Consider the following 22,897-nt stretch of genomic DNA (forward strand, 5'->3'; position numbering starts at 1 on the left):
CGCGCCGGGGCAACCGCCGCGCCGCGGCGTGCAGCCGGTGCCCGGCGCCCGCGCCGCCGTGCCGCCGTCGCCACCCACCGCTCGCCCGGGCGGGGATGACCCGGCCGGCCCGCAGGGGCCTCGCCCGGCACCCGGCCCGCCCGGCGGCCCGACCCGTGCTCGCGGTGCGGCGGCCCCTCCCGGCCCACCCGTGGGCCCACCGACCTCAGGCCCCCCGGCAGGTCGTCGTCCGGACGCCGCCGCTGCGCCGGGCCGTCGTCCGGACGCCGCTGTTCCGCCGGGCCGTCATCAGGACCCCGCCGCGCCCGGCGGTCATCCCGACGCCATGCCGCCGCTGCGCCGTCCGGACGCTGGCCCGCCGACCCGCCGACCCGGCCTGGAGCAGCCGGTCGAGCCCGGCCGTGCCCGGCCCTCCGCCGACGGCGCCCCCGTCGGTCGACGCGCCGTCGGCCCGACCTCCGACCCGGCGCGGGCCGCCGGAGCAGCCGCCGCCCCCGGGCCGGCCCGCTTCGACGGCGCACCGGCTGGCGTCGTGCCGCCGACCACTGATGGCCTGCGGCCCGACCCCGCCATCGACGGTGACCCGCGTACCGCCCGGCGTCGTCCCGGCCCGGCCGACCCCGGCGCACCCGAGCCCACCGGGCGGCGCGCCGCCGAGGCTCCCCGTCCGGCAGCGGGCGGGCGTCGCCGCGCCGCGGAACCCGACGAGCCGGTGGTGCCCCGCTCCGGCAACGCGCCACCCGTGCCCCGCTCGGGAAACGCGTCGTCGGTGCCCCAGGCAACTGGCGCGCACAGCGGCGCCCTGCCCACTGCCGGCCCCGCCGACGGCACCGGTCGCCGCCGGGTCGTCTCCGGTGAGCCGGAACGCCGAACGCCACCCGGCGGCGAACCCCGCCTGGACCGGCCGGAGCGACCCGCGGACTGGCTCCGCCAGGCCGGCCGCCTGCCACACACCGACCCTGGCCTGCCGGTGGTCAACCGCCGCGACGGCAGCCCGCAGGCCGGGGGTCGCCGTCCGGCGCCGCCCATCGGGCCGGGAGACCTCACCGACCAGGCGTCCGGTCGGCTCGCCGTGCCCGACCCGGCCGCGGAGCGCACCGCCGCCCGCCGGCCCGCCGGTCCGCCGGTCGACCCGGGCGCGGACGCGCCGACCGGTCGTCGCGCCGTCCGGCCCGACGCGTCGGGATCCACCGGAGAGCAGGCGCTGACCTACCCGACGCCGCCCGGTGACCGGCCCGCCCGAGGGCGGGGCGCTGCTGCGGTACCCACACCTGACCCCACCGGCCAGCGCGGCCGTGCCGTGGCGGGCCCCGGCGCCGGTACCGCGGCGCGGGGTGCCGCCCGCTCCGCCCCACCCGGCCGGGCCCGCCCCATCCCCGGCGACGCGCCCACACCTGGCACCGGGCGCCGTGGAGTCGACGGGCCACTGCGCCCCGGCCCGGGCGGCGAGGCCGCCCCCCGGGACGCGACCCGTCCGGACGGTCCGGCTCGTGCGGCGGTGCCGCCGGGTGTGGATGGTCCGCCACGGTCGCGTCCGGATGGTCCGGCTCGTGCCGCCGTCCGCCCACCCGGTGGGCCGCTGCCCACCGACGACCGGACGACCGCTGACCCGGGGCCGGCCGGCCCGGCCCGTGGCGCTGCGCCGTCCGGCCGACCCGCGCCGGCCGACCGTGCCGCCGGACGTGCCCTGCCTCCGAATCGGGAGCCAGGTCGTGCCGAGCCGAGCGGTGTCGCGCCCGTGCCGCCGCCCGGACGCGCCGGCGAGCCCGTCGGCGTGGCCCGCGCCGCCGCCGTGGTGCCCTCCGTGTCCGGCCCGCTGGACCGGCCGGAACCGGAGCCCACCGACGGGCCGGCGCTGCGCTCGGCAGGTCAGGACGCGCCGGACGACGACGCCGCACCGGGTGCCCGTTCCGAGGAACGCCGGCAGACCCATGAACGACGCCGACTGCGCGCGGCGGTGTTGGTGCTGGTCAGCGTCGTGCTGCTCGGCGCGGTGCCGCTCTTCTTCGGGATCCGGACGCTGAGTCGTGACCCGGTCTTCGACAACCTGGACCAGCTCGGTGTGCCCGCCTGGGCGGCCGCGAAGACGGTCGACGACGTCAGCGGCAGCCGCTGGTGCCTGCTCGACTGTCGGCTGCGTGAGCGCACAGTGACCTCGGAGAAGGCGCCCAAGGAGACGGCGCAGGCCTACGAGGACGCGCTGCGCCGCGACGGGTGGCAGCCGTGGAAGGTGAGCCGCTGCCCGGAGCAGCAGACGAAGGGCAGCTACACCTGCTGGCGTCGCGACGAGTTGACCCTCGACCTGTGGGTACGCGAGCCGACCTGTGTGCCGCCGCCGGTGGACGGCGAGCCCGCAGTCGTACCGTCCGCCGACCCGTCGGCCGCTGCGACCGAGTGCACCGGCTCGTTGGTGTCGGTGAAGGTGCGCAACGCGATCGACGACGAGCGGACCAGGCCGCAGCCGACCACCGACCCGTCACTGACCGGGGAGGATCCGTTCCCGACGGTCAGCGCGGATCCGTTGGGTGAGCTGACACCCTCACCGTCCTGAGCCGGTCTCCATCACGGACGGTAGGGTCTGGGGCTGGCGGGCCAGCCCGCTACCGGTGACCGCCGACGGCTCGGCGGCCGGTACGGGTGGCATGGTTGTGCGTTCCGGGGACGTCGGGTCCTGCGGAACTCTGCTTGAGGAGGACAGGCGTGGGCGACATTGGAGCGATCGCGGCGCTGATCGCGGCATCCGCGTTCGCGGTGCTGGTGCTCATCCTGACGCTGCCCATCCTGCGGCTGCGGCACACGGTTGACGCCACCACCCGCATGATCAACGATTTGAACGATCGGACCGGACCGCTGCTCGGTGACGTGAACACCACTGTGCGGAACGTCAACACCGCGCTGGAGCAGGTGCAGACCTCGCTCGACGGTGTGAACCTCCAGCTGGCGAAGGTCGACACCATGACCAGCCACGCACAGAACGTCACCGCCAACGTCGCCAACCTGGCCACCGTCGTCTCCGCCGCAGCAGCCAACCCTATGGTCAAGGTTGCCGCGTTCGGCTACGGCGTGCGTAAGGCCGCCGCCGGTCGTCGGCACGCCGAGACCGAGCGCGAGGTACGCGACACCATCAAGCAGCAGCGACGGGCCGCGCGACGCGGCAACAGCTGACCGCCCGGCGCACCAGGAGGTTGCGGGACATGAGGCGCTTGTTCTGGCTCGGCATCGGAGTGGCCGTCGGTGTGATCGTGGTCCGCAAGGCGACCCGGACCGCGCAGGCGTACACGCCGGCGGGCATCGCCAGCTCGCTGAGCGAATCCGCTGGCGGGCTCGTCGAGTCGCTGCGTAGTTTCGTGGAGGACGTCCGGGTCGGGATGGCCGAACGCGAGCAGGAGATCCACCACGCGTTCGCCCAGGGCGAGGCGTTCGACGACAAGTTCGCCGACCTGCGGGAAGACCCGCGGATCGGCGATCGACAAATCTTTCCGGAGGAACACCAGCGATGAAGACGGCGGAGATCAAGCGGCGGTACCTCGCGCACTTCGAGGCGAATGGCCACACCGTGGTGCCGTCCGCTCCGCTGCCCGCCATCAGTGATCCGAACCTGTTGTTCGTCAACGCCGGCATGGTGCAGTTCGTCCCGTACTTCCTGGGTCAGCAGACGCCCGCGTACCAGCGGGCGGTCAGCGTGCAGAAGTGCCTGCGCACCCCGGACATCGACGAGGTCGGTAAGACCAGCCGGCACGGCACGTTCTTCCAGATGAACGGCAACTTCTCCTTCGGTGACTACTTCAAGGCCGGCGCGATCCCGCTGGCCTGGGAGTTGTCCACGAAGCCGGTCGCCGAGGGTGGTTACGGGCTGGATCCGGAGCGGATCTGGCCGACTATCTACCTCGACGACGACGAGGCGTACGAGATCTGGCGGTCGGTGGGGGTGCCGGCCGAGCGGATCGTGCGCCGGGGCAAGGCGGACAACTTCTGGTCGATGGGCATTCCCGGGCCGTGCGGTCCGTCGTCGGAGTTGTTCTACGACCGGGGCCCGGAGTACGGCCGGGAGGGCGGCCCGGCGGTCGACGAGGACCGGTACATGGAGTATTGGAACCTCGTCTTCATGCAGTTCGAGCGGGGTCCGGGCACGACCAAGGAGGACTACCCGATCCTGGGTGACCTGCCGGCGAAGAACATCGACACCGGCATGGGCCTGGAGCGGATGGCCTCGATCCTGCAGGGTGTGGACAACCTGTACGAGATCGACGAGGTCCGGCCGATCCTGGCCCGGGCGGCCGAGCTGACCGGTAAGCGCTACGGCGCGCACTCCGGGCACGTGGCCAGCGAGTCGCACCCGGACGACGTGCGGCTGCGGGTGATCGCGGATCACGTGCGCACGGCGCTGATGCTGATCGGTGACGGTGTGACCCCGTCGAATGAGGGTCGCGGGTACGTGCTGCGCCGGATCATGCGCCGGGCGATCCGGTCGATCCGGCTGCTGGGCTGGCAGGACCGGGCGCTGCCCGAACTGCTGCCGGTGGCCCGGGACTGCATGGCGCCGTCGTACCCGGAGCTGGCGACCGACTTCGACCGGATCGCGGATTACGCGTACGCGGAGGAGGAGGCGTTCCTGTCCACACTGCGGGCGGGCACCACGATCCTGGACACCGCGATCGCGGAGACCCGCACGGCGGGCGGCTCCGCGCTGTCCGGGGCGAAGGCGTTCCAGCTGCACGACACCTACGGCTTCCCGATCGATCTGACCCTGGAGATCGCCGCGGAGCAGGGCCTCACTGTCGACGACGAGGGGTTCCGGCGGCTGATGGCCGACCAGCGGACCCGGGCGAAGGCGGACGCGCAGGCCCGCAAGACGGGGCACGTCGACCTGTCGGCGTACCGGTCGGTGCTCGACGCGGGTGGTCCGGTGACGTTCACCGGGTACAGCGAGGTGTCCCGCGAGTCGACGGTGCGGGCGCTGCTCGGCGCCGACGGCCCGCGCCAGGCGGCGACCGAGGGCGACACCATCGAGCTGGTGCTGGACACCACCCCGTTCTACGCCGAGGGCGGTGGGCAGCAGCCCGACCAGGGCATGATCACGGTTGGTGGCGGGCAGGTCGAGGTGCTCGACGTGCAGCAGCCGGTGCCCGGCCTGATCGTGCACCGCGCCCGGGTGATCCGGGGCGAGGTACGCGCTGGCGAGGCCGGCTTCGCCGAGATCGACACGACCCGGCGTCGGGCGATCTCCCGGTCGCACACCGCCACGCACCTGGTGCACCAGACCATGCGCAACTTCCTCGGTGAGTCGGCCACGCAGGCGGGGTCGCTGAATGCCCCCGGTCGGCTCCGGTTCGACTTCAACACCCCGACCGGGGTGTCGCCGAGCGTCCTGCGGGACGTGGAGCAGCAGGTCAACGAGGTGCTCCTGGCTGACCTGGAGGTGCACGCCTTCATCACGTCGTTGGAGGAGGCGCGGCGCATCGGCGCGATGGCGCTCTTCGGCGAGAAGTACGGCGAGGAGGTGCGGGTCGTCGAGGTGGGTGACTACGCCCGGGAGTTGTGTGGCGGTACGCACGTGGCCCGCTCGGCCCAGCTCGGCCTCGTGAAGATCCTCTCCGAGTCGTCGATCGGCTCCGGTGTCCGCCGGGTCGAGGCGCTGGTCGGCATGGACGCCTTCGGCTTCCTGGCCAAGGAGCACCTGCTGGTCTCCCGGCTGGCCGAGCTGTACCGGGTGCCCAACGATCAGGTCGCCGACCGGGTGGAACAGACCGTCACCCAGCTTCGGGACGCCGAGAAGGAGCTGGAGAAGCTGCGTGCCCAGCTGGTGCTGGGTGGCGCGGCGGCGCTCGCGGCGCAGGCCAAGGACGTGCGCGGAGTCGCGTACGTGGGCACCGAGGCGCCGGAGGGCGCGGCCGGCAACGATGTGCGCACCCTGGCTCAGGAGATCCGCGGCAAGATCGATCCGGCGCGGCCGGCGGTCGTCGCGGTCGCGGCGCGTTCAAACGGCAAGGCGTCCCTGGTCGTGGCGGTCAACGCGGCGGCGCGCAGCCGTGGCCTGGCCGCGTCGGATCTGGTGAAGGCGGCGTTCTCCGGGCGCGGCGGTGGCAGCCCCGATCTGGCTCAGGGCGGCGGTCTGCCGGCGGCCGAGGCGCCGAACCTGCTGCTCACCGTCGAGAAGGCGATCACTGAGGCGTGATAGATCATTACTGTGAGTCAGGGCGGGCCGTTTGGTCCGCCCTGGCTCGTATCCGGCCGGTGGTGACTGTCGGTGGCTGAGCTGACGCGTGGTGTGCGGATCGGCGTGGATGTCGGTCAGGTGCGCGTGGGCGTCTCCCGCTCGGATCCGGACGGGATCCTGGCAACGCCGCTGGTCACACTGGCCCGCGACCTCACGGCGGCGCCGGACGCGGTGCCGAGCGACCTCGCCGAGCTGGCCGCGTTGGTGGCCGAGCACGAGGCCGTCGGGGTTGTCGTCGGTCTTCCGGTCAATCTCGCCGGCAAGCACGGTCCTGCGGCCGTCCATGTGAAGGCGTACGCTGACCGACTGGTCGATGTGATAGCGCCTGTCCCGGTAACGCTCACTGACGAGAGGATGTCGACCGTGGTCGCTTCTCGTAGGCTTGCCGAGCGTGGCGTCCGAGGTAAACGTCAACGTGCGGTTGTCGATCAGGCGGCCGCGGTGGAGATCCTGCAGAGCTGGCTGGACGCGCAGCGGAGGCGGACGTAATGATCGACGATCTGGACCTTGGGTTCGACGAGCCGGAGCGGGGGGAGAAGGGTCGGCACCGGCGCGGCTTCCGCAAGGGCAAGGGCAAGGGCGGGTCCGGCGGCGGCCGGGGCAAGACATTCCTGGCTCTGCTGATGGCCCTGCTCCTGTTGGGCGGCATCGGCGGCGGTGCGTTCTACGGCTTCGACCGCATCCAGAACTACTTCGTCACCCCCGACTACGACGGCAGCGGGGCCGGTGAGATCACCGTCGAGATCAAGAACGGCGCGCTGCTTGCCGACATGGCCGACGCCCTCGTGGCGGCCGACGTGGTGAAGAGCCAGAAGGCTTTCGTCGAGGCGGCCGAAGCCAACACACGCAGCAAGAACATCCAGCCGGGCACGTACAAGCTGCGCAAGCAGATGAGCGGCGCGAGCGCCGTGACCGCGATGCTCGACCTGAAGAACAAGATCGTCAACGGGTTGACCATCCCCGAGGGCCGCACGAGCTTCAACATCTACAAGCTTCTCTCCGAGAAGACCAAGATCCCGGTCAAGGACTTCCAGGCCGCCGCCAAGGACCCGGAGGCGCTCGGCGTCCCGGACTGGTGGTTCAAGCGCGACGACGGCAAGAAGGTCGTCAAGTCCGTCGAGGGCTTCCTCTTCCCTGACACGTACGAGATCCCGCCGAAGTCCACGGCCGAGAGCATCCTCAAGCTGATGGTGAACCGCTTCCTCTCGGTGAGCGGGGAGATGAAGTTCGCCGACCGGGTGCAGGAGGAGCGCAAGGTCAGCCCGTACGAGGCGCTGATCGTGGCGTCGCTCGCCCAGGCCGAGGCGGGCAACAAGGACGACCTCGGCAAGGTCGCCAGAGTCGCCTACAACCGGGCGTACGGCGAGTTTCCGTGCAACTGCCTGGAGATGGACGTCACTGTCAACTACTACCTGGAGTCGATCGGCAAGCCGACCAAGTCGTCCAAGCAGATGACGGCGGCCGAGCTGGACGACCCGAAGAACCCGTACAACCGCAAGCTGCGGGGCATGATCCCCACCCCGATCAACAACCCCGGCAAGCAGGCCCTGGAAGGGGCGATGGACACGCCGGTGGGCAAGTGGCTCTACTTCGTGGCGATCGACAAGCAGGGCCACTCCGAGTTCGCCGAGACGTACGAGCAGCACCAGCGCAACGAGAACAAGGCCCGGGAGGCCGGCATCATCTGACCAGCCGGGTCATTCCATAAAGGCTCCCTTCCCATGACGACCGCAATTACGGTCGCCGTCGGGAAGGGAGCCTCTATTGGTCAGCGTGACGCGCAATTACGGCGTCATTGTCAGTGGCTGGTGCCGGTCCACGTGCCGGTGCGCGGGTTGAGGAACGTCCACACGCCGTTGCTGTTCTGCTTGCGCAGACCGAACGTGCGGTTGTAGCCGTAGTAGAAGTACCCGGTCTGGGTGCTCGTGTCGAACCCGGTGTTGCGGTTGACCGCGCCGTACGCCTCGCCCCAGGTCTCCGGCCCGACCGAGCCGTCGATGCCGACGTTCATCACGTCTTGCCAGGTCCTGGTCTTGGCGGCGGTGTTGGAGCCGAACTCCCCGTCGATGAAGCTGGTGCCGACGTTGCCGGTCAGGTCGTCGGCCCAGACGATGGACTGCCAGAGCCGCACGATGTTGCCGCTACGGACGCAGGAGCTGGACTGGCACAGCTGGTGGTTGTCCGACCAGCTGCCCGCTGCGGCGTCCGCCCTCGCGGGAGCGGCGGTCATCAGCGAAAGACTGAAAACCGCGGCAATCGCGATAAGGGCACGGAGAATGCTTTTGTTCAAGGTTTCCCCTTTTTCGATCGGCGCTTCCGTCCCCGGAATGCTTTCACCAACGTCGATGGGGGTCAAGCGACAACCCGGTCACCCGGGGCGGCCGCAGGGCCGGTTCTCTGGTGCCCGGGCCGGGGTGCTGGGTAGTGTCGATCCCGACGTGCGGGGGAGAGCGGGGACGTGATGTCGACCATGACCGGGCCGTCGGCTGCGACCGGCGGTGATCGTGTCGACCCGTAGGGCCGCGGTGCTGGGCAAGCCGATCGCGCACTCACTCTCCCCGGTGATCCACACCGCTGGTTACGTCGCCGCCGGGCTGACCGGGTGGTCGTACACCCGGATCGAGTGCGCGGCGGCGGAGCTGCCGGATCTGGTCGCCGGCCTGGGCCCGGAGTGGGCCGGGTTGTCGGTGACGATGCCGGGCAAGGAGGCGGCGCTCGCCGTGGCCGACGCCGCGTCGCCCGTCGCCGCCGCCGTCGGCGCGGCCAACACGTTGGTACGCCGTCCGGGCGGCTCCTGGTACGCGGACAACACCGACGTCGCCGGCATGGTGCGGGTGCTCACCGACGCCGGTGTGACCGCCGGCGCCGCCGTGACGGTGCTCGGCGCCGGCGGGACGGCCCGCGCCGCGCTCGCCGCCGCCGCGCAGCTCGCCTGCCCATCGGTGACAGTGGTTGCTCGTCGGCCCGAGGCGGTCGACGAGCTGCGGCCGGTCGCGGACGCCCTCGGTGTCGCGCTGACGCCCGTCGACTGGGCCGACGCGCCCCGACCTGTCGCCGCCGCCGACGTGGTCGTCTCCACGGTGCCCAAGGGTGTGGCCGACCCGCTGGCCGGCGCGGTGGTCTGGCGGCCGGGCGCGGTGTTCTTCGACGCCCTCTACGACCCGTGGCCGACGCCGCTCGCTGCCTCGGCTGTCACGGCCGGCCTCCGGGTGGTGTCCGGGTTGGACCTGCTGCTGGCTCAGGCGGTCGGGCAGTTCGAGCAGTTCACCGGCGTGACCGCGCCGAGGGCGGCGATGGCCGCCGCGCTGACTGCCGCTCGTGCCGCCTGACGGATCGGACAGGCAGCCCCAACCATCGAGGACGTTGACTGTAAACGGCTCCCTGAACGGTTTGCGGGCCGGCGGGCCGCGGTACTACTGCGGCATGCGGGCGAACGAGCGGGCTGAGGGACCGTACAGCAGGAGCACGATGCGAATTCTCGGTGCGGCGTCCGTCGTTCTGAGCATTCTCATCGTGGTCTGGGGAGCGGTGGAGGTGGCCACCGGCGGCGAGAGCGGTGTCCGGATGATCGTCATCGGGGGGATCTGCGCGGCGGTGACCGCCATCGTCATCCCGCTGGCGATCCGCCGCGGTCGTCTGTGGGTGCGCGGGATGGCACCGAGCAGGCGGGCGATGCAGATTCGGGGCGTGCTGGTCATCCTGGTGGCGATTGTCGTTGCTCTCGGATCGACCTTGATGATCGTGCACGCCGATGGGAGCCTGACCGCCTACCTCGTCGGCGGGGTGCTGCTCCTGCTGGCGTTGTATGCCGTCGCCAGCGCGCTGCTGCGCTGGAAGCAGGCGACAAACGTGCCCCGTTGACTCGGCGTACGCCTGCCCGGCATCGTGGATGAGACTCCGCCGGTGCCCCGAGGTGCGAGGCTGGTGGTGGCTTTCTTAGCTGACGGTTAAGACGCGCTTACGGAAAACTGTCCTACCTGCCACATGTCCTGGTCATCGATACGCTGCTCAGCGTTACGGACGCAGACACAGGGAGTTTCCTTGACCAGGCACGGACTGCACCGCATCACCCGGTTCCGCCCCGGACCCCGGCGTAAGGCGATTGCCATCGGCGTGGTCGGCGGTTCGGTGGTGGCCGGCATCGTGGCGACCATGATGCCGCTGCTGGCCAGCGACGACCTGTCGATCCGGGCGGCTGCCGACACCACCGCCACCGCAGTGGCGCAGGACGGTGACAACGCGGCCAAGTCGACGCTGGCCACCTGTGCGACGCGCTGCGACGGCAACCCGCGTGGTGGCCGCGAGGGGGTCATCGAGTTCGCGGTGACCACGGTGCCGACCACTGCGGTCAACATCCGGGCGACGCTGCGGGTGCACGCCTGGCAGCAGTTCGCCGCCACGGTGACGGCGCACGCGTCGCCGCTGAGCGCCCGCGAGTCGCGGCCTCCTGTTACGTCGGCCGGTGCCGCACTGGACAGCGTGACAAGTGTGTCCAAGGGCTTCAACGAGTGGGACGTCTCCAAACTGGTCACCGGCAACGGCACCTGGACGGTCTCGCTGGCGCAGAGCGGCCTGGAGAGCCGGATCTACTGGGCGTCGGTCGAGAACCGCAACCCGGACCTGCGACCCAGCCTGCTGATCAGCTACGACCTCGGTGCCCGGCCGTCGCCGGTGACGACCACCCGGCCGGCACCGCCGCCGTCGCCGAGCGCGTCGCCGACCACCGCCGCGCCGAAGCCGTCGCCGACCATCGCCCCGACCCGGACGGCGACCCCGAGCGCCAGCGGCACCCTCCCGTCCGGCAGGTGTGGCTCCGTCTCGGACAAGCTCGTCCCGTCCTGCGGCGCATGGTGGGGCATGTACACGCCCACCGCCGCGGCCGGTGGCTGGGACCACGGCAAGGCCGTCACCGACGTGGAGACGCAAATCGGGCGCAAGTTCGACATCGTGCACCGCTACCACGACTTCTCCAACGCCGGCAGCAACGGCGCCTTCCCCGACGTGTACGAGCAGCAGCAGATGCGCGAAGGCCGGTTGATGTTCTTCGCCTGGGAGTCCCGTGACTTCTCCGCTGGCATCACCCTCAAGTGGTCGGACGTCTACGGCGGCAAGCAGGACGACACCATCGACGCGGTCGCGGGTCGGATCAAGGCCGCCGGTGTGCCGGTCTTCATCGGGTTCGACCACGAGCCGGAGGACGAGCCGAACAAGGGCAGCGACGCCGACTTCGTCCGGGCCTGGCGCTACGTCCACGATCGTTTCGCCAGCGCCGGCGCGACCAACGCGGTGTGGGTCTGGACGATGATGGGTTGGTCCGGGCACCACTCCCGGTACGCCGGCCTGTACCCCGGTGACCGGTACGTCGACTGGGTGGCCTACGACCCGTACAACTTCCACGTCTGCAACGGCAGCACTGTGTGGAAGAGCCCGAGCACGACCATTGGCGATTTCTACCGCTGGCTGGACGACAACGGCATCGGCGCCAGCAAGCCTCGGATGCTCGCGGAGTTCGGCACCAACTTCAACTCTGCCGACCCGGGCGCCAAGCAGCGCTGGTTCCAGGAGTTCCCGGCGGCACTGAAGGCGCACCCGAAGATCAAGGCGGCGATGTACTTCAACTCGGCCGGCATGACCAGCCGCACGTCGACGTGCGACATGACGATGAACCACGACACCTCGGCGGTGGCCGGCTTCGCCAAGGCTGGCCAAGACCCTTACCTGCGGCAGCCCACCGGGGGGAGCCGCTAACTTTGGGCGACTCGGGGCGGTCGGCACACCAAGTCACCCGGACTCGGGCCCCCACCTGGTCGATGTCGCGAATCCGACCCTGTCACGACGTGTGAGCGTGGCTGACGGAACAGCACCGACAGATGTCGAAGTCTCGACGTTGGGATGACGGAGAGCGGACAGATCCGCGACTATCGCGGAGCGTTCGAGTCCCCTAACGTGTCACCTCGAATGCCATGTGGCGGTGCCAGCAGACCCTGCGAACGGGTGGTCGCTCGGTGCCCGGGTGAGAGGGGACCGATGACGTCGGCGGAATTCAGGTGGCTGCGTGCCACGGACCTGGCGTGGTCAACCGCCGGTCAGCCGGGCGACGGTGCTTTCCGGTGATCCTCATCTACGCTCTCGGGGCGTTGTCTGTGCTGGTGCCCGCGGTGCTGGTTCCTGTGATGGCGACGCGTTGGGCGCCGGCGGTGCGGGACAGCCGCCTCGCCGACCGCCTGCGCGTCGCCGTGGCCGGGCTCACCGACGCTTTCGGCCGGTTGGGTGCCGCGTTTGTCGTCCTGCTCGCCGGCTGCGCGGCCGTGGTGGCTATCTGCTGGCCCCTCGGCGAGCTGCTGTCCAGGCTTGAACCGTCCGTCGACCATGCGGTCTTCGACTACGTCCATGCCCGCCGGGTCGACGTGTGGGCCGACATCAACGCGTTCATCACCGCCATCGGGGACCGGTACCCGCTCAAGTGGGTGACGGTGGTCGCGGCCATTGCCTTCGCCATCGCCTGGCGCCGCCGCCGATGGTGGATCCCGCTGGTCGCGATGCCGTTGCAGTTCGTCATCGAGCAGTACACGCAGCAGATACTGGCGCTGACGGTCAACCGCGGCCATCCGCCGACCGACCTCGGCACCTACCCCTCCGGTGGCTGTGCCCGGGTCATGCTCACCTTCGGCACGATCGCGGTGCTAGCGGGGTTGACCTGGAACATCCCGAGGCGCGGCCGCATCGCCCTCGCGACGGCGCTGACCGTGCTGGTCTCCGTGGAGGGCTACACCCGCCTGTATGCCGAGCGGCACTGGTTCACCGACGTGATCGGTGGTTGGATCTTCGCGACCCTGCTGCTCGGTGTGATGGTGCTGACCGTGCTGGTGGCCGAGAATCGGGTGCGTCCGCCCGTTCGGTCGGTGGACGATCTGCCCATTGAGGCCACCAGTACCGTCTGAGCGATCGTCGCAGCACCGTCCGACGGCGGTGTGTCGAGGTGGGCCTGACACCCGATACGGAAGCCGTCCGTCCTTGTCGCGTGGGGTCTGGCGACAGCCCAATCGGCGGATATCGCAAATCATGATCGGCGAGGCACGCTACGCGGGTTCTCGTCCTACTTGGAGGCGCAGCGTGCCCAAAGTTCCGCTCTCTCGGTCGTCCACCGGATTCCGTATCCGGGTGGCTGCGGTCGGTCTGATGACCGTCGCCGCGGTGCTGGTCGCCCCGTCCGCCACCTCTGCCGCCGTGGTGCCGGCGCCGGAGACGGCGACCCTGGTGTCCACCAATCCCGCCGACAACACCCCGCACGGCCGCGACGGCGAGACCCGTGCCTTCGCGCAGGTCGGCTCGCAGGTGTACGTGGGAGGCAGCTTTACCCAGATCCGACAGAACTCCAGCGCCGCCTGGGTCACGCGGAGTTACCTGTTCGCTTACGACAGGACCACCGGAACCATCTCGACCACGTTCCTGCCGGTTCTCGACGGTCCGGTCAACTCCCTGATCCCTGGCCCGAATGGCACGCTCATCGTCGGTGGCGGGTTCAAGAACGTCAATGGCGTGGGCCGGTTGAACCTGGTGGCTCTGGACCCCACGACCGGGGCGACCATCGGTAGTTGGGTCGGTCGCTCCGACGGCGGCATGGTCCGGGACATGGTGCTGCGTGGCAACTGGCTCTACGTCGCCGGCGCCTTCAACTGGTTGAATGGCACCTCGCACTCGGGGCTTGGCCGATTGAACGCCACCACCGGCGCGATCGACCCGACTTTCACCATCAACGCCACCGTCGGGCGGCACGGCACCGGCTCTTACGGCTGGACGATCGATGTCACCCCGGATGGGCAGACGATGATCGCCGGCGGCAACTTCACCCTGGTTAACGGGCTGTCCCGCAACCAGATGGCGATGATCGACCTGTCCGGCACGCCGACGGTGCTGGACTGGAGCACCGAGAAGTTCGTTGCGCCGTGCGCCGCGCCGGAGACCTTCGTGCACTACGTGCAGGACCTGAAGTTCGGCCCGGACGGCAGCTGGTTCGTCGTCGGCACCAACGGCGGCGCCGGCTGGCCGGCGGCCTACTGTGACGCACTGATCAGGTTCGAGACCGCAGACCGGGGCAGCGGCAAGCTGGGTACCTGGGTCGACTACACCGGCAACGACACCATTACCTCCGTGGAGGTGGCGGACAACGTCATCTACCTGGGGGGCCACTTCCGGTGGCTGAACAACCCGAACGCCAGCGACGCCGCCGGCAACGGCGCGATCGATCGTCTTGGCATCGCCGCCGTCACCCCGGCGACCGGCCTGCCGGTCGCCTGGAACCCCGGCCGTCGCGGCAGTGCGTCCATGCCGGCCGGCACCAGTACCTGGGGCTCGCAGGTTCCCGTGCTCTGGCGGGGCAGCGACGGGCTCTACTTCGGGCACAACTCGGACGGGATGGGCAGCGAGTACCACGGCCGGCTCGGCATGTTCCCGCTTGCCGGTGGTCGCACCTTCGCCCCGAAGAACCCGCCGACGGGGTCGACCGGCAACCTCTACCTGGGCACCGGCGAGGGCCAGCTGGCCAAGGCGTCGTTCAACGGCACGACTGTCGGTGCCGCCACTACGGTCAGCCAGCCCAACTACACCGACGCCGGAGCGACGTGGCGGGTGAGCGACCGCATCTACTGGGCGCACACGGTGGCCGGCACTCCCACCGGCAGCCGGCTCGACGTGTCGATGTTCAACGGCGGTGCCATCGGTGTCCCCTGGGAGTCGTCGGGGTTCAACGACTGGTTCAACCCCGCGACTATGACCGGTGCGTTCTACCTGAACGGCCGGCTCTACTACACCCGCAGTGGTGCCAACGCGTTGTACTACCGCTACTTCGAGATCGACGGCAACTACCTGGGAGCCACCGAATTCACCCTGCCCACCACGGCGGTCACCTGGTCGTCGGTTCGCGGCATGGCCTGGGTCAACGGCCGGATCGTGTACGGCGCAGCGGACGGTACGCTACGGAGCGTGGCGTTTGATCCCACAGCTGGTCCGGCTGTCGATGGCGCGACCAGCACGGCGATCGCGCCTGCGGGCGGTGGGCTGACCTGGTCCACGCCGCGGATGTTCTTCTCTGTGCAGTGACGACTGGTCCGATCGTCACTGAGGATCGATAGCAGCACGGTCGGGCCGGCGGCGGAGCACGCCGCCGGCCCGAAGCATCACAAGGGGATGTACGAGCTGCCGCCGCAGGCGTCGCTACATCTTGGCAACTAAGAACAGACGGTGAAGTTTCATGGCTGATGCACCTCCCGGTTCCTGGCCCGCCGACGCATTCGGTGGTGGGGGCACGCCGGCCCGTACGGTGACCCTGACGGACCTGCTCCGCGTCCCGCTGCACCGGATCCGGCTGGTAGGGGCGGTCGCCGCGTTCGGCTTCCTCGCCGCCCTCGGTTATGTCCTCATCCTTCCGGGCGCGGTCACCGCGAGTGCCGTGGTGGCGGTGCGCCCGGTCGTGACCGATGCGTTCACCCCGAGCGGTGCCGCCGCTGACCGGGCAGTGAACATGAACGTGGAGAGCGGCATCGCCACGGGGACAGAAGTCGTGCAACGACTGGTGGCAGAGGGCGGGGATCAGCGCGATGTGCGCGACGCCCTGGAGGTGGAGGTCCCGACCGGCGGGCAGATCCTCCGTTTCTCCTACACCGACCACTCCACCGATGACGCGGTCCGCAATGCCAATCTTGCCGCGCAGACCTACCTCGACGTGCGCCGGACGATGTACGAAAAGCAGCGGTCCGAGATGCTCAAGCGCTACGACGAGAGCATCGTGGACGTGGAGAAGCAGCGGGACGCGTTGCAACGGCGGATCGCCAGCGCGAAGGACGGCTCGTTGGACGCAGCCATCGCCGAACTGGGCGGCACCAACAATCAGCTGACCCAGTTGAAGTCGTCCCGCACCGAGATCGCGGCGGTCGATGTCAACCCTGGCTGGATCACGCAGAGCGCGGAGAACGTCCTGGTGTCCAGCAGCGGCCACGTGCTGCTCTACGTGCTGGCCGGGCTCCTCGGTGGAGCGCTGCTGGGGGTGGTGCTGGCGTACGCCTGGGAGTCGGCGGACCGCCGCGTCCGCTCGGTGCACGACGGACGTGACGTCACGGGCCTGCCGCTGCTCGGCACAGTGCGCGGCCGAAGGTTTCGCGGCCGGGGTAAGGCGGTGGACGCCGACATCCGATACGCCGCCATGGCCATCGCCGAGCGGGTTCGCGAACCGGCCAGGGTGGCGCTGCTGACCACCCGCGAGGACCAGACCGCCATCACCGCGGGTCTGGCGGTCGCGCTCGCCGCGACAGGTCGAGACGTCTACGTAGCCGACGACAGTGGTCGGCTCGAGCGGCTGCGCGCTTCTGTGCTGGCGGACCGCGATCAACTGCCCGCTACTGCTAATCCGGCACGCCCCGTCGTGCCGAAGCCCCGCACCGCGGATCCGGTGAGCGGCAAGGACGCCACCGAACCGATCCCCACCCGTCGTCCGTCTCCGTACCCGGTCGGCACCTACTCCTCCGGAGATCCGGACGCCACAATGACCCTGCCGAGGGCGAGCCCGAGCGCGGCTTCGAGCGACATGAGCATGGTCGCAAGCAGCGCGGAGAGGGTGACTGTGGGCGCCGGTGGCGTGCGTTTCGGCACGTGGCGCCAGCGCACCGCCACGGGTGTCGTGCTCTTCAACGCGCCACCCTCAGAGGCGGACGAGCGCGGCGTCGCGGCAGCCCGTCAGGGCAGCGCTGTCGTCGTGGTGGAACAGGACAGAACGCGCCAGGTCGACCTGCGTCGGCTTGTGGAACGGCTGCTCGCGGCCGGCGTGACCCCGCTCGGGTTCGTGCTCACCCGCAGCGGGCGGGGCTGACGGTGTCCGTCGCTGTTGCCCTGGCCAGCAGCGAGCCGGACCGGTACGGGTCGCCGAGCGCCTTTGCGCCGCCGCCACCCCGGCTGCCCCGCTGGCCGCTGTTGATCATGTTTGGCCTGGTCCCCCTGTGGTGGCTGGCCGGCGCGTTCTACCTGATCTGGCCACTGTTCGGCGCGGTGCTGCTGGCGTTGCTGATCGTCCGGGGGCGGGTGCCGCTGCCACCGGCAACCGGCATCTGGTTGTTGTTCCTGACCCTGGTGCTGCTCAGCGCCACCCAACTACCCACGCCGGTCTCACTGTTGCCCTTCGGTCTGCGGCTGGGTTACTACGTCACCGCCCTCGTGGTCGGCGTGTACGTGTATGTCTACGCGCGCGAGCGGGGCGACGTGCCCGGGGCGCTCGTGCCACTGTGCATGTTCTGGTTCGGTCTGGTGGTGTTGGGCTGGCTGGGCGTGCTGGCACCTCGATTCGAGCTGACCACGCTGATGGAGATCCTGCTGCCCGGCGGTGTCGCCCACCACCCGTACATACAGGATCTGGTTCACGTGAGCGCCGCCGAGTGGAGCAAGTTGTCGCTCAGCCCGATCTACCGGCCCACGGCACCGTTCCCGTACACGAACAACTACGGTGGCGCGTACGCGATGACGTTGCCCTGCGTCGTGGCGTACACGATGTTGTGCCGTCGCGGGATCCTTCGCTGGGCCCTGATGGTGTCGCTGCCGCTGTCCCTGGTGCCGGCCTTCCTCACCCTGAACCGCGTGATGTTCGCGAGCCTCGGGGCGGGCCTGGCCGTGCTCGGGGTGCGAGCCGCGCTTCGCGGAAACGTCAGGGTCGGCGCGTCCGTCATCGGAGTGATCATCATTGGCGGGTTGACGACCCTGCTGATCCCTGTCGCTGACATGATCAACAGTCGGGTCGAGGCGAGCGACACGAACACCGACCGGTTCTCCCTCTACGCCGAGGTCATTCGTCGCATGTGGGACTCCCCGTGGCTCGGGTACGGCGCGCCGGTCACCGTGGACACGGTCACCGCCGAAGTGCCGGTCGGCACCCAGGGGCAGCTCTGGACGGTGCTGTTCAGCCACGGCGTACCAGCGCTGCTCTGCTTCCTCGCCTGGTTCGTGGTCGCCGCGGTGAAGACCGCCCGGGCTCGCTCAGCGCCGGGGCAGTGGCTGGCGGTGATCCCCATCATCTGCATGGTGCAGATCCCGTTCTACGGCATGGCCGACCCCACCATCACGATCGCGTACTACGGGGTCGCCGTCGCGATGGCGCTCACCGAGCGTGAGGCGGGTGCCAGGAGGGCCAGCCCGGAGCGTCCGGTCCGAAGTCCGACGGTGGTGACGGGTTGACCGCCGAGACTCGCCCGGCCGCCGGTCCTGGCGCCACTGCCTCCCCGAGTGCCGGTACGACCGAGACGCGGCGCAGCGCCCGCACCGGTCTCGCGGGGCTTGCCGGGGCCGCGACGAACGGGTTCTTCGGTTTCGTGCTCGCTGTGGTGATCACCCGCAGCTACGGCACCGTCGGCTCGGGCGCTTTTTTCGCGGCGATCGGAGTCGTCACGGTGACCGCGGCCATCTGCACCCTGGGCGCGGAGACGGGGCTCATCTGGACACTGCCCCGTCGGCGGGTCGGCCGGGGAGGCGACGCGGCACGACTGCTCCCGGTGGCGTTCCTGCCCCCGCTGGTGGCCGCCGCCGCCGTCGCCGTCAGCGGGGTGTTCGCCGCCGACGCGCTCGCCCCCCGCCTCCTGGACGGGCGCGGCGGCACCGACACGGCCCTCCTCACAGCCAGCTTCGTCGCGGTGCCGCTGGTGGTGGCGATGACACTCCTGCTGGCCGTCCTGCGCTGCGTCCGTCCGATCCGGGCGTACGTCGGTGTGCAGTCAGTCCTGGTGCCGGTTGCCCGGCCGGCACTGGTCGGCGCGGCGGCCGTCGCCAGCGGGGGAGTGCTGGTCGGCATGGTCGGCTGGGTCATTCCGGCGGCGATCGCCATCCTGGCCTGCCTCGTGTTGGTGACTGGTCCACTGGGCGTCGGCCGAGGTGCGGCTCTGCGCCCCGAACGAGCCGACTGGTCGACGTTCTGGCGTTTCGCGTTGCCCCGCTCCGCGTCCGCGGCTATCGATGCCAGCGCGGTGTGGGTGGGCGTGCTGCTGACCTCGGTGCTCGCCGGGCAGGCCGACGCCGGTGTGTTCGGTGCGGTCGGCCGGTACATCCTGGCCGGGCAACTGGCCATGCAGGGCTTGCGGGTGGCGGTGTCGCCCCAGATCTCCCGCCTGCTCGGAGGTGGTGAGCGGGCCGCGGCCGCGGCCGTGCACCGGCAGATGACCACCTGGGCGCTGGTGTTGTCGTGGCCGGTCTACCTCCTGCTCGCGGTGTTCGGGCTGGCGTTCCTGCAACTCTTCGGACCGGGTTTCACCGCGGGAGCCACCGCGATCACCGTGCTGGCCCTGGCCATGCTCGTCAACACCGGCGTGGGTAACGTCCAGACCTTGCTGCTGATGAGCGGCCGCAGTGGCCTACACCTGGTCGCGACGGTGGCCGGGCTGGTGGTCACCGTCTCGCTCGGACTGTGGCTGATCCCGCAGCACGGGGTGACGGGTGCCGCCCTGGCCTGGGCGGTCGGCATCGCCACCGAGAACCTGATCTCCTTCGTCTGCGCCCGGGTGGTGATCGGCGAGCCGCTTGTCGACGCGGCGTTGGCACGGGCGGCGACGGCGGTCGTCGTCGGGGTGGGGATCGCGGCGCTGGCCGGCGTGCTCACCGGCGGTCGGGACATCGCCGGCCTGGTGGTGGCACTGATCGTGCTGGTCACCGGGTGCGTCGGCTTGTTGACGGTGCCCGTGGTGCGACGCCGCATCCGGGTGACCATGAAGCAGTTCCGTCGCGATCGGGCGGCGGCGCCGGTCGCCGCAGCCGACGCCGCGACGTCGACGAAGGACAGGTGAGAACGCTGTGTCGTCCATCCGAGATCGGGTGAAGCAGCTCGTGCCGGCCCAGGTGACCAATCGGTTGAAGGACTCCCTGGTCGACTACGGGATGCGGACCAGCGACCGTCGGGCGCTTCCGGACTTCCTCATCATCGGCACCAAGCGGGGCGGCACCACCTCGCTGTGGAACTACCTCGTCCAGCATCCGCTGGTGCCGCGGCTCTTCCCGGCCTGGAACACCAAGTCGGCGCACTACTTCGAGGAGCACTGGGGTCGCGGCGAGGCGTGGTATCGCTCGCACTTTCCGACCGAGCGGCAGCGCGAGGCCCTGACCAAGCGCCACGGCGGGCCGGTCCGGGTCGGTGAGGCCGCCCCGCTCTACATGTTTCACCCGCTCGCCGCGGAGCGCGTTGCCGCGCTGATGCCGACGGTGAAGCTCATCGTGCTGCTGCGGGACCCGGTGGAGCGGGCGTACTCGCACTGGAAGGAACGCCGCACCCACGGCGTCGAACCGCTGGACTTCGCCGCCGCCCTCGCTGCCGAGCCGGAGCGCACGGCGGGGGAGCGGGAGCGGCTGATCGCCGAGCCGGAGTCGTTCAGCGAGCCGTACGACTGGTACACGTACCGGGCCCGGGGACGCTACCTGGAGCATCTGGAGCCGTGGCTGGAGCGCTTTGACTCCGGCCAGATCCTCTTTCTGCCCAGCGAAGACCTGTACCGCGACTCGCGGGCGAGCTACCGGCGCACCCTCGACTTCCTCGGTCTACCGGCGTACGACCTACCCAACTTCAAGGTCTACAACGATCGCCGCTCGGCACCCCTGGAGCCGACAGTGCGCGCCGAGCTGACCGACTACTACCGGCCGTACAACGACGCGTTGCGTCAGCGGCTCGAGCTGGACCTCGACTGGGCGGACCGGGCGGCGTGACCGCGCGGGTCGCAAGGACGGCGGATCCCCGGTCACGGACGGACGGCCTTGGCTGGGTGAGCCGGGCGGTGTTCCCCGACCGTCGGGTCGCGTTGAGCGTGGGCGGCGACCCGCCGGTCGGCCATCGCGCGGTGGCCCACTACGCCGTCGTACCCTCGCCGGCCAAGGCCCGGTTCCTGGTGCCACTGGGCGCGCCCCGCGCCGCCGCTGCGTCGCTGCTGGCGTACAACGCGTTGCGGCCTCCGAAGGTGCGGGCGTTGCGGGCCGCGGTCGGCGGGCTGGCCCGGGTCGGCGCGGTGGGCCTGGCCCCGTTCCCGACCCTGACCGTCTCGGTGCCCGCCGGGGTGTCTGCGGGCGATCTGCTGCTGACCGAGCGGCTCGCCAGCGTGCTCGGCGGCACCCCGCTGCTGGCCGCTTTCGGCGTCCGCCCGCCGGACCCCAATCACAAGCCCACGCTGCAGCTGTTCAGCGCCGACGGCCGCCCCCGCGGGTACGCCAAGATCGGCTGGAATGACGCCACCCGCGCGCTGGTCAGCGCGGAGGCGGCCGCGCTGCGGGCGCTGGGGACCGTTGCCGGTGCGGCCGACCATCCGGTACCACCCGGCCTGCTGGCCGAGCTGACCTGGGCCGACCAGGTGGTCGCGGTGATCGAACCGCTGCCCCCTGCGGTACGCGGAGTACCGGTCGACGACCCGCCCCGGATCGCGGCGCTGCTCGCGGTCGCCCGACGCGGTGGGCCGAGCACGCCACCTCGACAGCTGACCGGGTCGGCTTTTCTGGCGCGGATGACGGCGCAGGCCCGGCGGGCCGACGCCGACGTGACAGGTGGCCGGGCCCTGGACGCGGTCGAGGCGCTCACCCGCCGACATGGCACCGCCTCAGTGGAGTTCGGGCACTGGCACGGTGACTGGGTGCCGTGGAACCTGGGCGAGCACGCCGGACGGTTGGTCGCCTGGGACTGGGAGCACAGTGGCCCGGACGTGCCGGTCGGCTTCGACCTGGCGCACGACGCGTTCCAGCGGGCCCTGGTGCTGCGCGGCGATCCGGCTGTGGTGGCTGCCGGTGCCGTCGACGCGTACCTGGACCGGCACGGTGACCGGCTCGGCCTGGGCCCGGCGCAGCGCCGGTTGGTGGCCGACGGCTACCTGGTGGAGATGTGGCTGCGGACCTGGCGGCTGGCGGACGCGGGCGCAGGCTGGAACACCGCACTGCACCCCGCGCTGTTGGACGTCATCGAAAAACGACATAGCGGCTGATTCAGGGGAATCGCCAAGGGTGGCGTCGGGGGCGGCGCCGCAGAGTAACGAGAAAGACGCAGGTCGTGACGATCGTCGATGGAGTTGGGCAACTGATGAGACCGACCACCTCGCACGTGGGCAGGCGATAACCAGTCGCGCTATTCAGCGGCCGGCAAACGTGTGATCTGCTCATGCATGGCGTGGACCTTAATTCCAAGCGGACTTGTGGGGAGTCGCGTGGACACGAAAATCGAGGCCGAAGAACCGTCGGTGCTGCTGCTGGTCGGATCCAGCGGCGGGCACCTGGCTCAACTGTTGGCCCTACGGCCCTGGTACGAGAGCCGGCGTCGCTGTTGGGTCACCTTCGACACACCGGAGGCGGTGTCGCTGCTCGCTGGCGAGGACCTGGTGCCGGCACACCACCCGACCACCCGCAACCTGCCGAACCTGTTGCGCAACGCGGTGCTCGCCTGGCGGGTGCTGCGCGAGCGGCGCGTCGAGGCGGTCGTCACCACCGGTGCCGGGGTGGCAGTGCCGTTCGTGGTGCTTGCCCGGCTACGGCGGATCCCGACCATCTACATCGAGGTGTACGACCGCATCGACACCCCGACGCTGACCGCCCGACTGTGCCGCCCGTTCCTGTCCGCGATGCTCGTGCAGTGGGATGAGCAGCGGCGGCAGTACCCGGAGGCCACAGTCGTCGGGACGCTGTTGTGAGCGGGGA

18 protein-coding genes are annotated in these 22,897 nt (G+C 70.5%); 17 read left to right on the top strand and 1 reads right to left on the bottom strand.

Annotation, left to right across the window (positions count from 1 at the left end; translation table 11 throughout):
* The first annotated feature begins 1,855 nt into the window (after positions 1–1,855).
* The 6 genes from ABZS40_RS23990 to mltG all read left to right on the top strand — a co-directional run bounded on the left by ABZS40_RS23990 (position 1,856) and on the right by mltG (position 7,905).
* Positions 1,856–2,551 carry a hypothetical protein gene (locus ABZS40_RS23990; protein ID WP_354945737.1) on the top strand — a complete coding sequence of 232 codons (696 nt, stop codon included), beginning with the start codon at positions 1,856–1,858 and terminating at the stop codon, positions 2,549–2,551.
* A gap of 149 nt (positions 2,552–2,700) precedes the next feature.
* Positions 2,701–3,165 (top strand): DUF948 domain-containing protein, encoded by a 465-nt coding sequence (locus ABZS40_RS23995; RefSeq protein WP_354945645.1) that lies wholly within the window; start codon positions 2,701–2,703, stop codon positions 3,163–3,165.
* Positions 3,166–3,194: 29 nt separating this feature from the next.
* Entirely contained in the window at positions 3,195–3,500 is a 306-nt protein-coding gene (locus ABZS40_RS24000) for a hypothetical protein (RefSeq protein WP_354945647.1), read from the top strand.
* Complete coding sequence (gene alaS / locus ABZS40_RS24005; RefSeq protein WP_354945649.1) at positions 3,497–6,175, top strand: alanine--tRNA ligase; 2,679 nt, start codon at positions 3,497–3,499, stop codon at positions 6,173–6,175. Before ABZS40_RS24000 ends, alaS begins: the two co-directional genes overlap by 4 nt.
* Positions 6,176–6,247: 72 nt before the next feature.
* A complete protein-coding gene (gene ruvX / locus ABZS40_RS24010; protein ID WP_112677948.1) occupies positions 6,248–6,706 on the top strand; it encodes a Holliday junction resolvase RuvX in 459 nt (152 codons plus the stop codon).
* Positions 6,706–7,905, top strand: coding sequence for an endolytic transglycosylase MltG (gene mltG, locus ABZS40_RS24015; protein ID WP_354945651.1), 1,200 nt, complete (start codon positions 6,706–6,708; stop codon positions 7,903–7,905). The genes ruvX and mltG overlap by 1 nt, the downstream gene beginning before the upstream one ends.
* Positions 7,906–8,015: 110 nt before the next feature.
* Here the strand turns inward: mltG and ABZS40_RS24020 are convergent, their stop codons facing one another.
* Positions 8,016–8,447 (bottom strand): hypothetical protein, encoded by a 432-nt coding sequence (locus ABZS40_RS24020; protein WP_354945652.1) that lies wholly within the window; start codon positions 8,445–8,447, stop codon positions 8,016–8,018.
* A 271-nt stretch (positions 8,448–8,718) separates the two neighbouring features.
* On the opposite strand from ABZS40_RS24020, the gene ABZS40_RS24025 reads away from it, so the two are divergent.
* The 11 genes from ABZS40_RS24025 (at position 8,719) to ABZS40_RS24075 (ending at position 22,890) form a co-directional block, all read left to right on the top strand.
* The gene (locus tag ABZS40_RS24025) at positions 8,719–9,546 is read left to right on the top strand and encodes a shikimate dehydrogenase (RefSeq protein ID WP_354945738.1); all 828 of its coding nucleotides are present in this window, start codon (positions 8,719–8,721) and stop codon (positions 9,544–9,546) included.
* Between the two features lie 139 nt (positions 9,547–9,685).
* On the top strand, positions 9,686–10,078 hold the full coding sequence (locus ABZS40_RS24030; RefSeq protein WP_354945653.1) for a hypothetical protein: 393 nt from the start codon (positions 9,686–9,688) through the stop codon (positions 10,076–10,078).
* 180 nt (positions 10,079–10,258) lie between these two features.
* On the top strand, positions 10,259–11,965 hold the full coding sequence (locus ABZS40_RS24035) for a glycoside hydrolase (RefSeq protein ID WP_354945655.1): 1,707 nt from the start codon (positions 10,259–10,261) through the stop codon (positions 11,963–11,965).
* 362 nt (positions 11,966–12,327) lie between these two features.
* Complete coding sequence (locus ABZS40_RS24040; protein ID WP_354945657.1) at positions 12,328–13,158, top strand: phosphatase PAP2 family protein; 831 nt, start codon at positions 12,328–12,330, stop codon at positions 13,156–13,158.
* 238 nt (positions 13,159–13,396) lie between these two features.
* Complete coding sequence (locus ABZS40_RS24045; RefSeq protein ID WP_354945739.1) at positions 13,397–15,316, top strand: hypothetical protein; 1,920 nt, start codon at positions 13,397–13,399, stop codon at positions 15,314–15,316.
* A gap of 151 nt (positions 15,317–15,467) precedes the next feature.
* The gene (locus ABZS40_RS24050; protein WP_354945659.1) at positions 15,468–17,078 is read left to right on the top strand and encodes a lipopolysaccharide biosynthesis protein; all 1,611 of its coding nucleotides are present in this window, start codon (positions 15,468–15,470) and stop codon (positions 17,076–17,078) included.
* A 20-nt stretch (positions 17,079–17,098) separates the two neighbouring features.
* Entirely contained in the window at positions 17,099–18,430 is a 1,332-nt protein-coding gene (locus tag ABZS40_RS24055; RefSeq protein WP_354945740.1) for an O-antigen ligase family protein, read from the top strand.
* Positions 18,427–20,025 carry a polysaccharide biosynthesis C-terminal domain-containing protein gene (locus ABZS40_RS24060; protein ID WP_354945660.1) on the top strand — a complete coding sequence of 533 codons (1,599 nt, stop codon included), beginning with the start codon at positions 18,427–18,429 and terminating at the stop codon, positions 20,023–20,025. The genes ABZS40_RS24055 and ABZS40_RS24060 overlap by 4 nt, the downstream gene beginning before the upstream one ends.
* 7 nt (positions 20,026–20,032) lie before the next feature.
* Positions 20,033–20,935, top strand: coding sequence for a sulfotransferase domain-containing protein (locus tag ABZS40_RS24065; protein WP_354945661.1), 903 nt, complete (start codon positions 20,033–20,035; stop codon positions 20,933–20,935).
* The gene (locus ABZS40_RS24070) at positions 20,932–22,191 is read left to right on the top strand and encodes a hypothetical protein (RefSeq protein ID WP_354945663.1); all 1,260 of its coding nucleotides are present in this window, start codon (positions 20,932–20,934) and stop codon (positions 22,189–22,191) included. The genes ABZS40_RS24065 and ABZS40_RS24070 overlap by 4 nt, the downstream gene beginning before the upstream one ends.
* 219 nt (positions 22,192–22,410) lie before the next feature.
* Positions 22,411–22,890, top strand: a complete 480-nt coding sequence (locus tag ABZS40_RS24075) for a UDP-N-acetylglucosamine--LPS N-acetylglucosamine transferase (RefSeq protein ID WP_354945664.1) — start codon at positions 22,411–22,413, stop codon at positions 22,888–22,890.
* Positions 22,891–22,897: the final 7 nt, after the last annotated feature.

Origin of the sequence: Micromonospora sp. NPDC005324, from assembly GCF_040607155.1 — a bacterium.
Classification (GTDB): domain Bacteria; phylum Actinomycetota; class Actinomycetes; order Mycobacteriales; family Micromonosporaceae; genus Micromonospora; species Micromonospora trifolii.

What these genes read in the sequence shown, in the direction of transcription:
- mltG (WP_354945651.1), top strand. Translation starts at nt 6,706, where the DNA reads ATGATCGACGATCTGGACCTTGGGTTCGACGAGCCGGAGCGGGGGGAG.
- ABZS40_RS24020 (WP_354945652.1), bottom strand. Translation starts at nt 8,447, where the DNA reads ATGACCGCCGCTCCCGCGAGGGCGGACGCCGCAGCGGGCAGCTGGTCG.
- ABZS40_RS24000 (WP_354945647.1), top strand. Translation starts at nt 3,195, where the DNA reads ATGAGGCGCTTGTTCTGGCTCGGCATCGGAGTGGCCGTCGGTGTGATC.
- ABZS40_RS24050 (WP_354945659.1), top strand. Translation starts at nt 15,468, where the DNA reads ATGGCTGATGCACCTCCCGGTTCCTGGCCCGCCGACGCATTCGGTGGT.
- alaS (WP_354945649.1), top strand. Translation starts at nt 3,497, where the DNA reads ATGAAGACGGCGGAGATCAAGCGGCGGTACCTCGCGCACTTCGAGGCG.
- ABZS40_RS24030 (WP_354945653.1), top strand. Translation starts at nt 9,686, where the DNA reads ATGCGAATTCTCGGTGCGGCGTCCGTCGTTCTGAGCATTCTCATCGTG.
- ABZS40_RS24045 (WP_354945739.1), top strand. Translation starts at nt 13,397, where the DNA reads ATGACCGTCGCCGCGGTGCTGGTCGCCCCGTCCGCCACCTCTGCCGCC.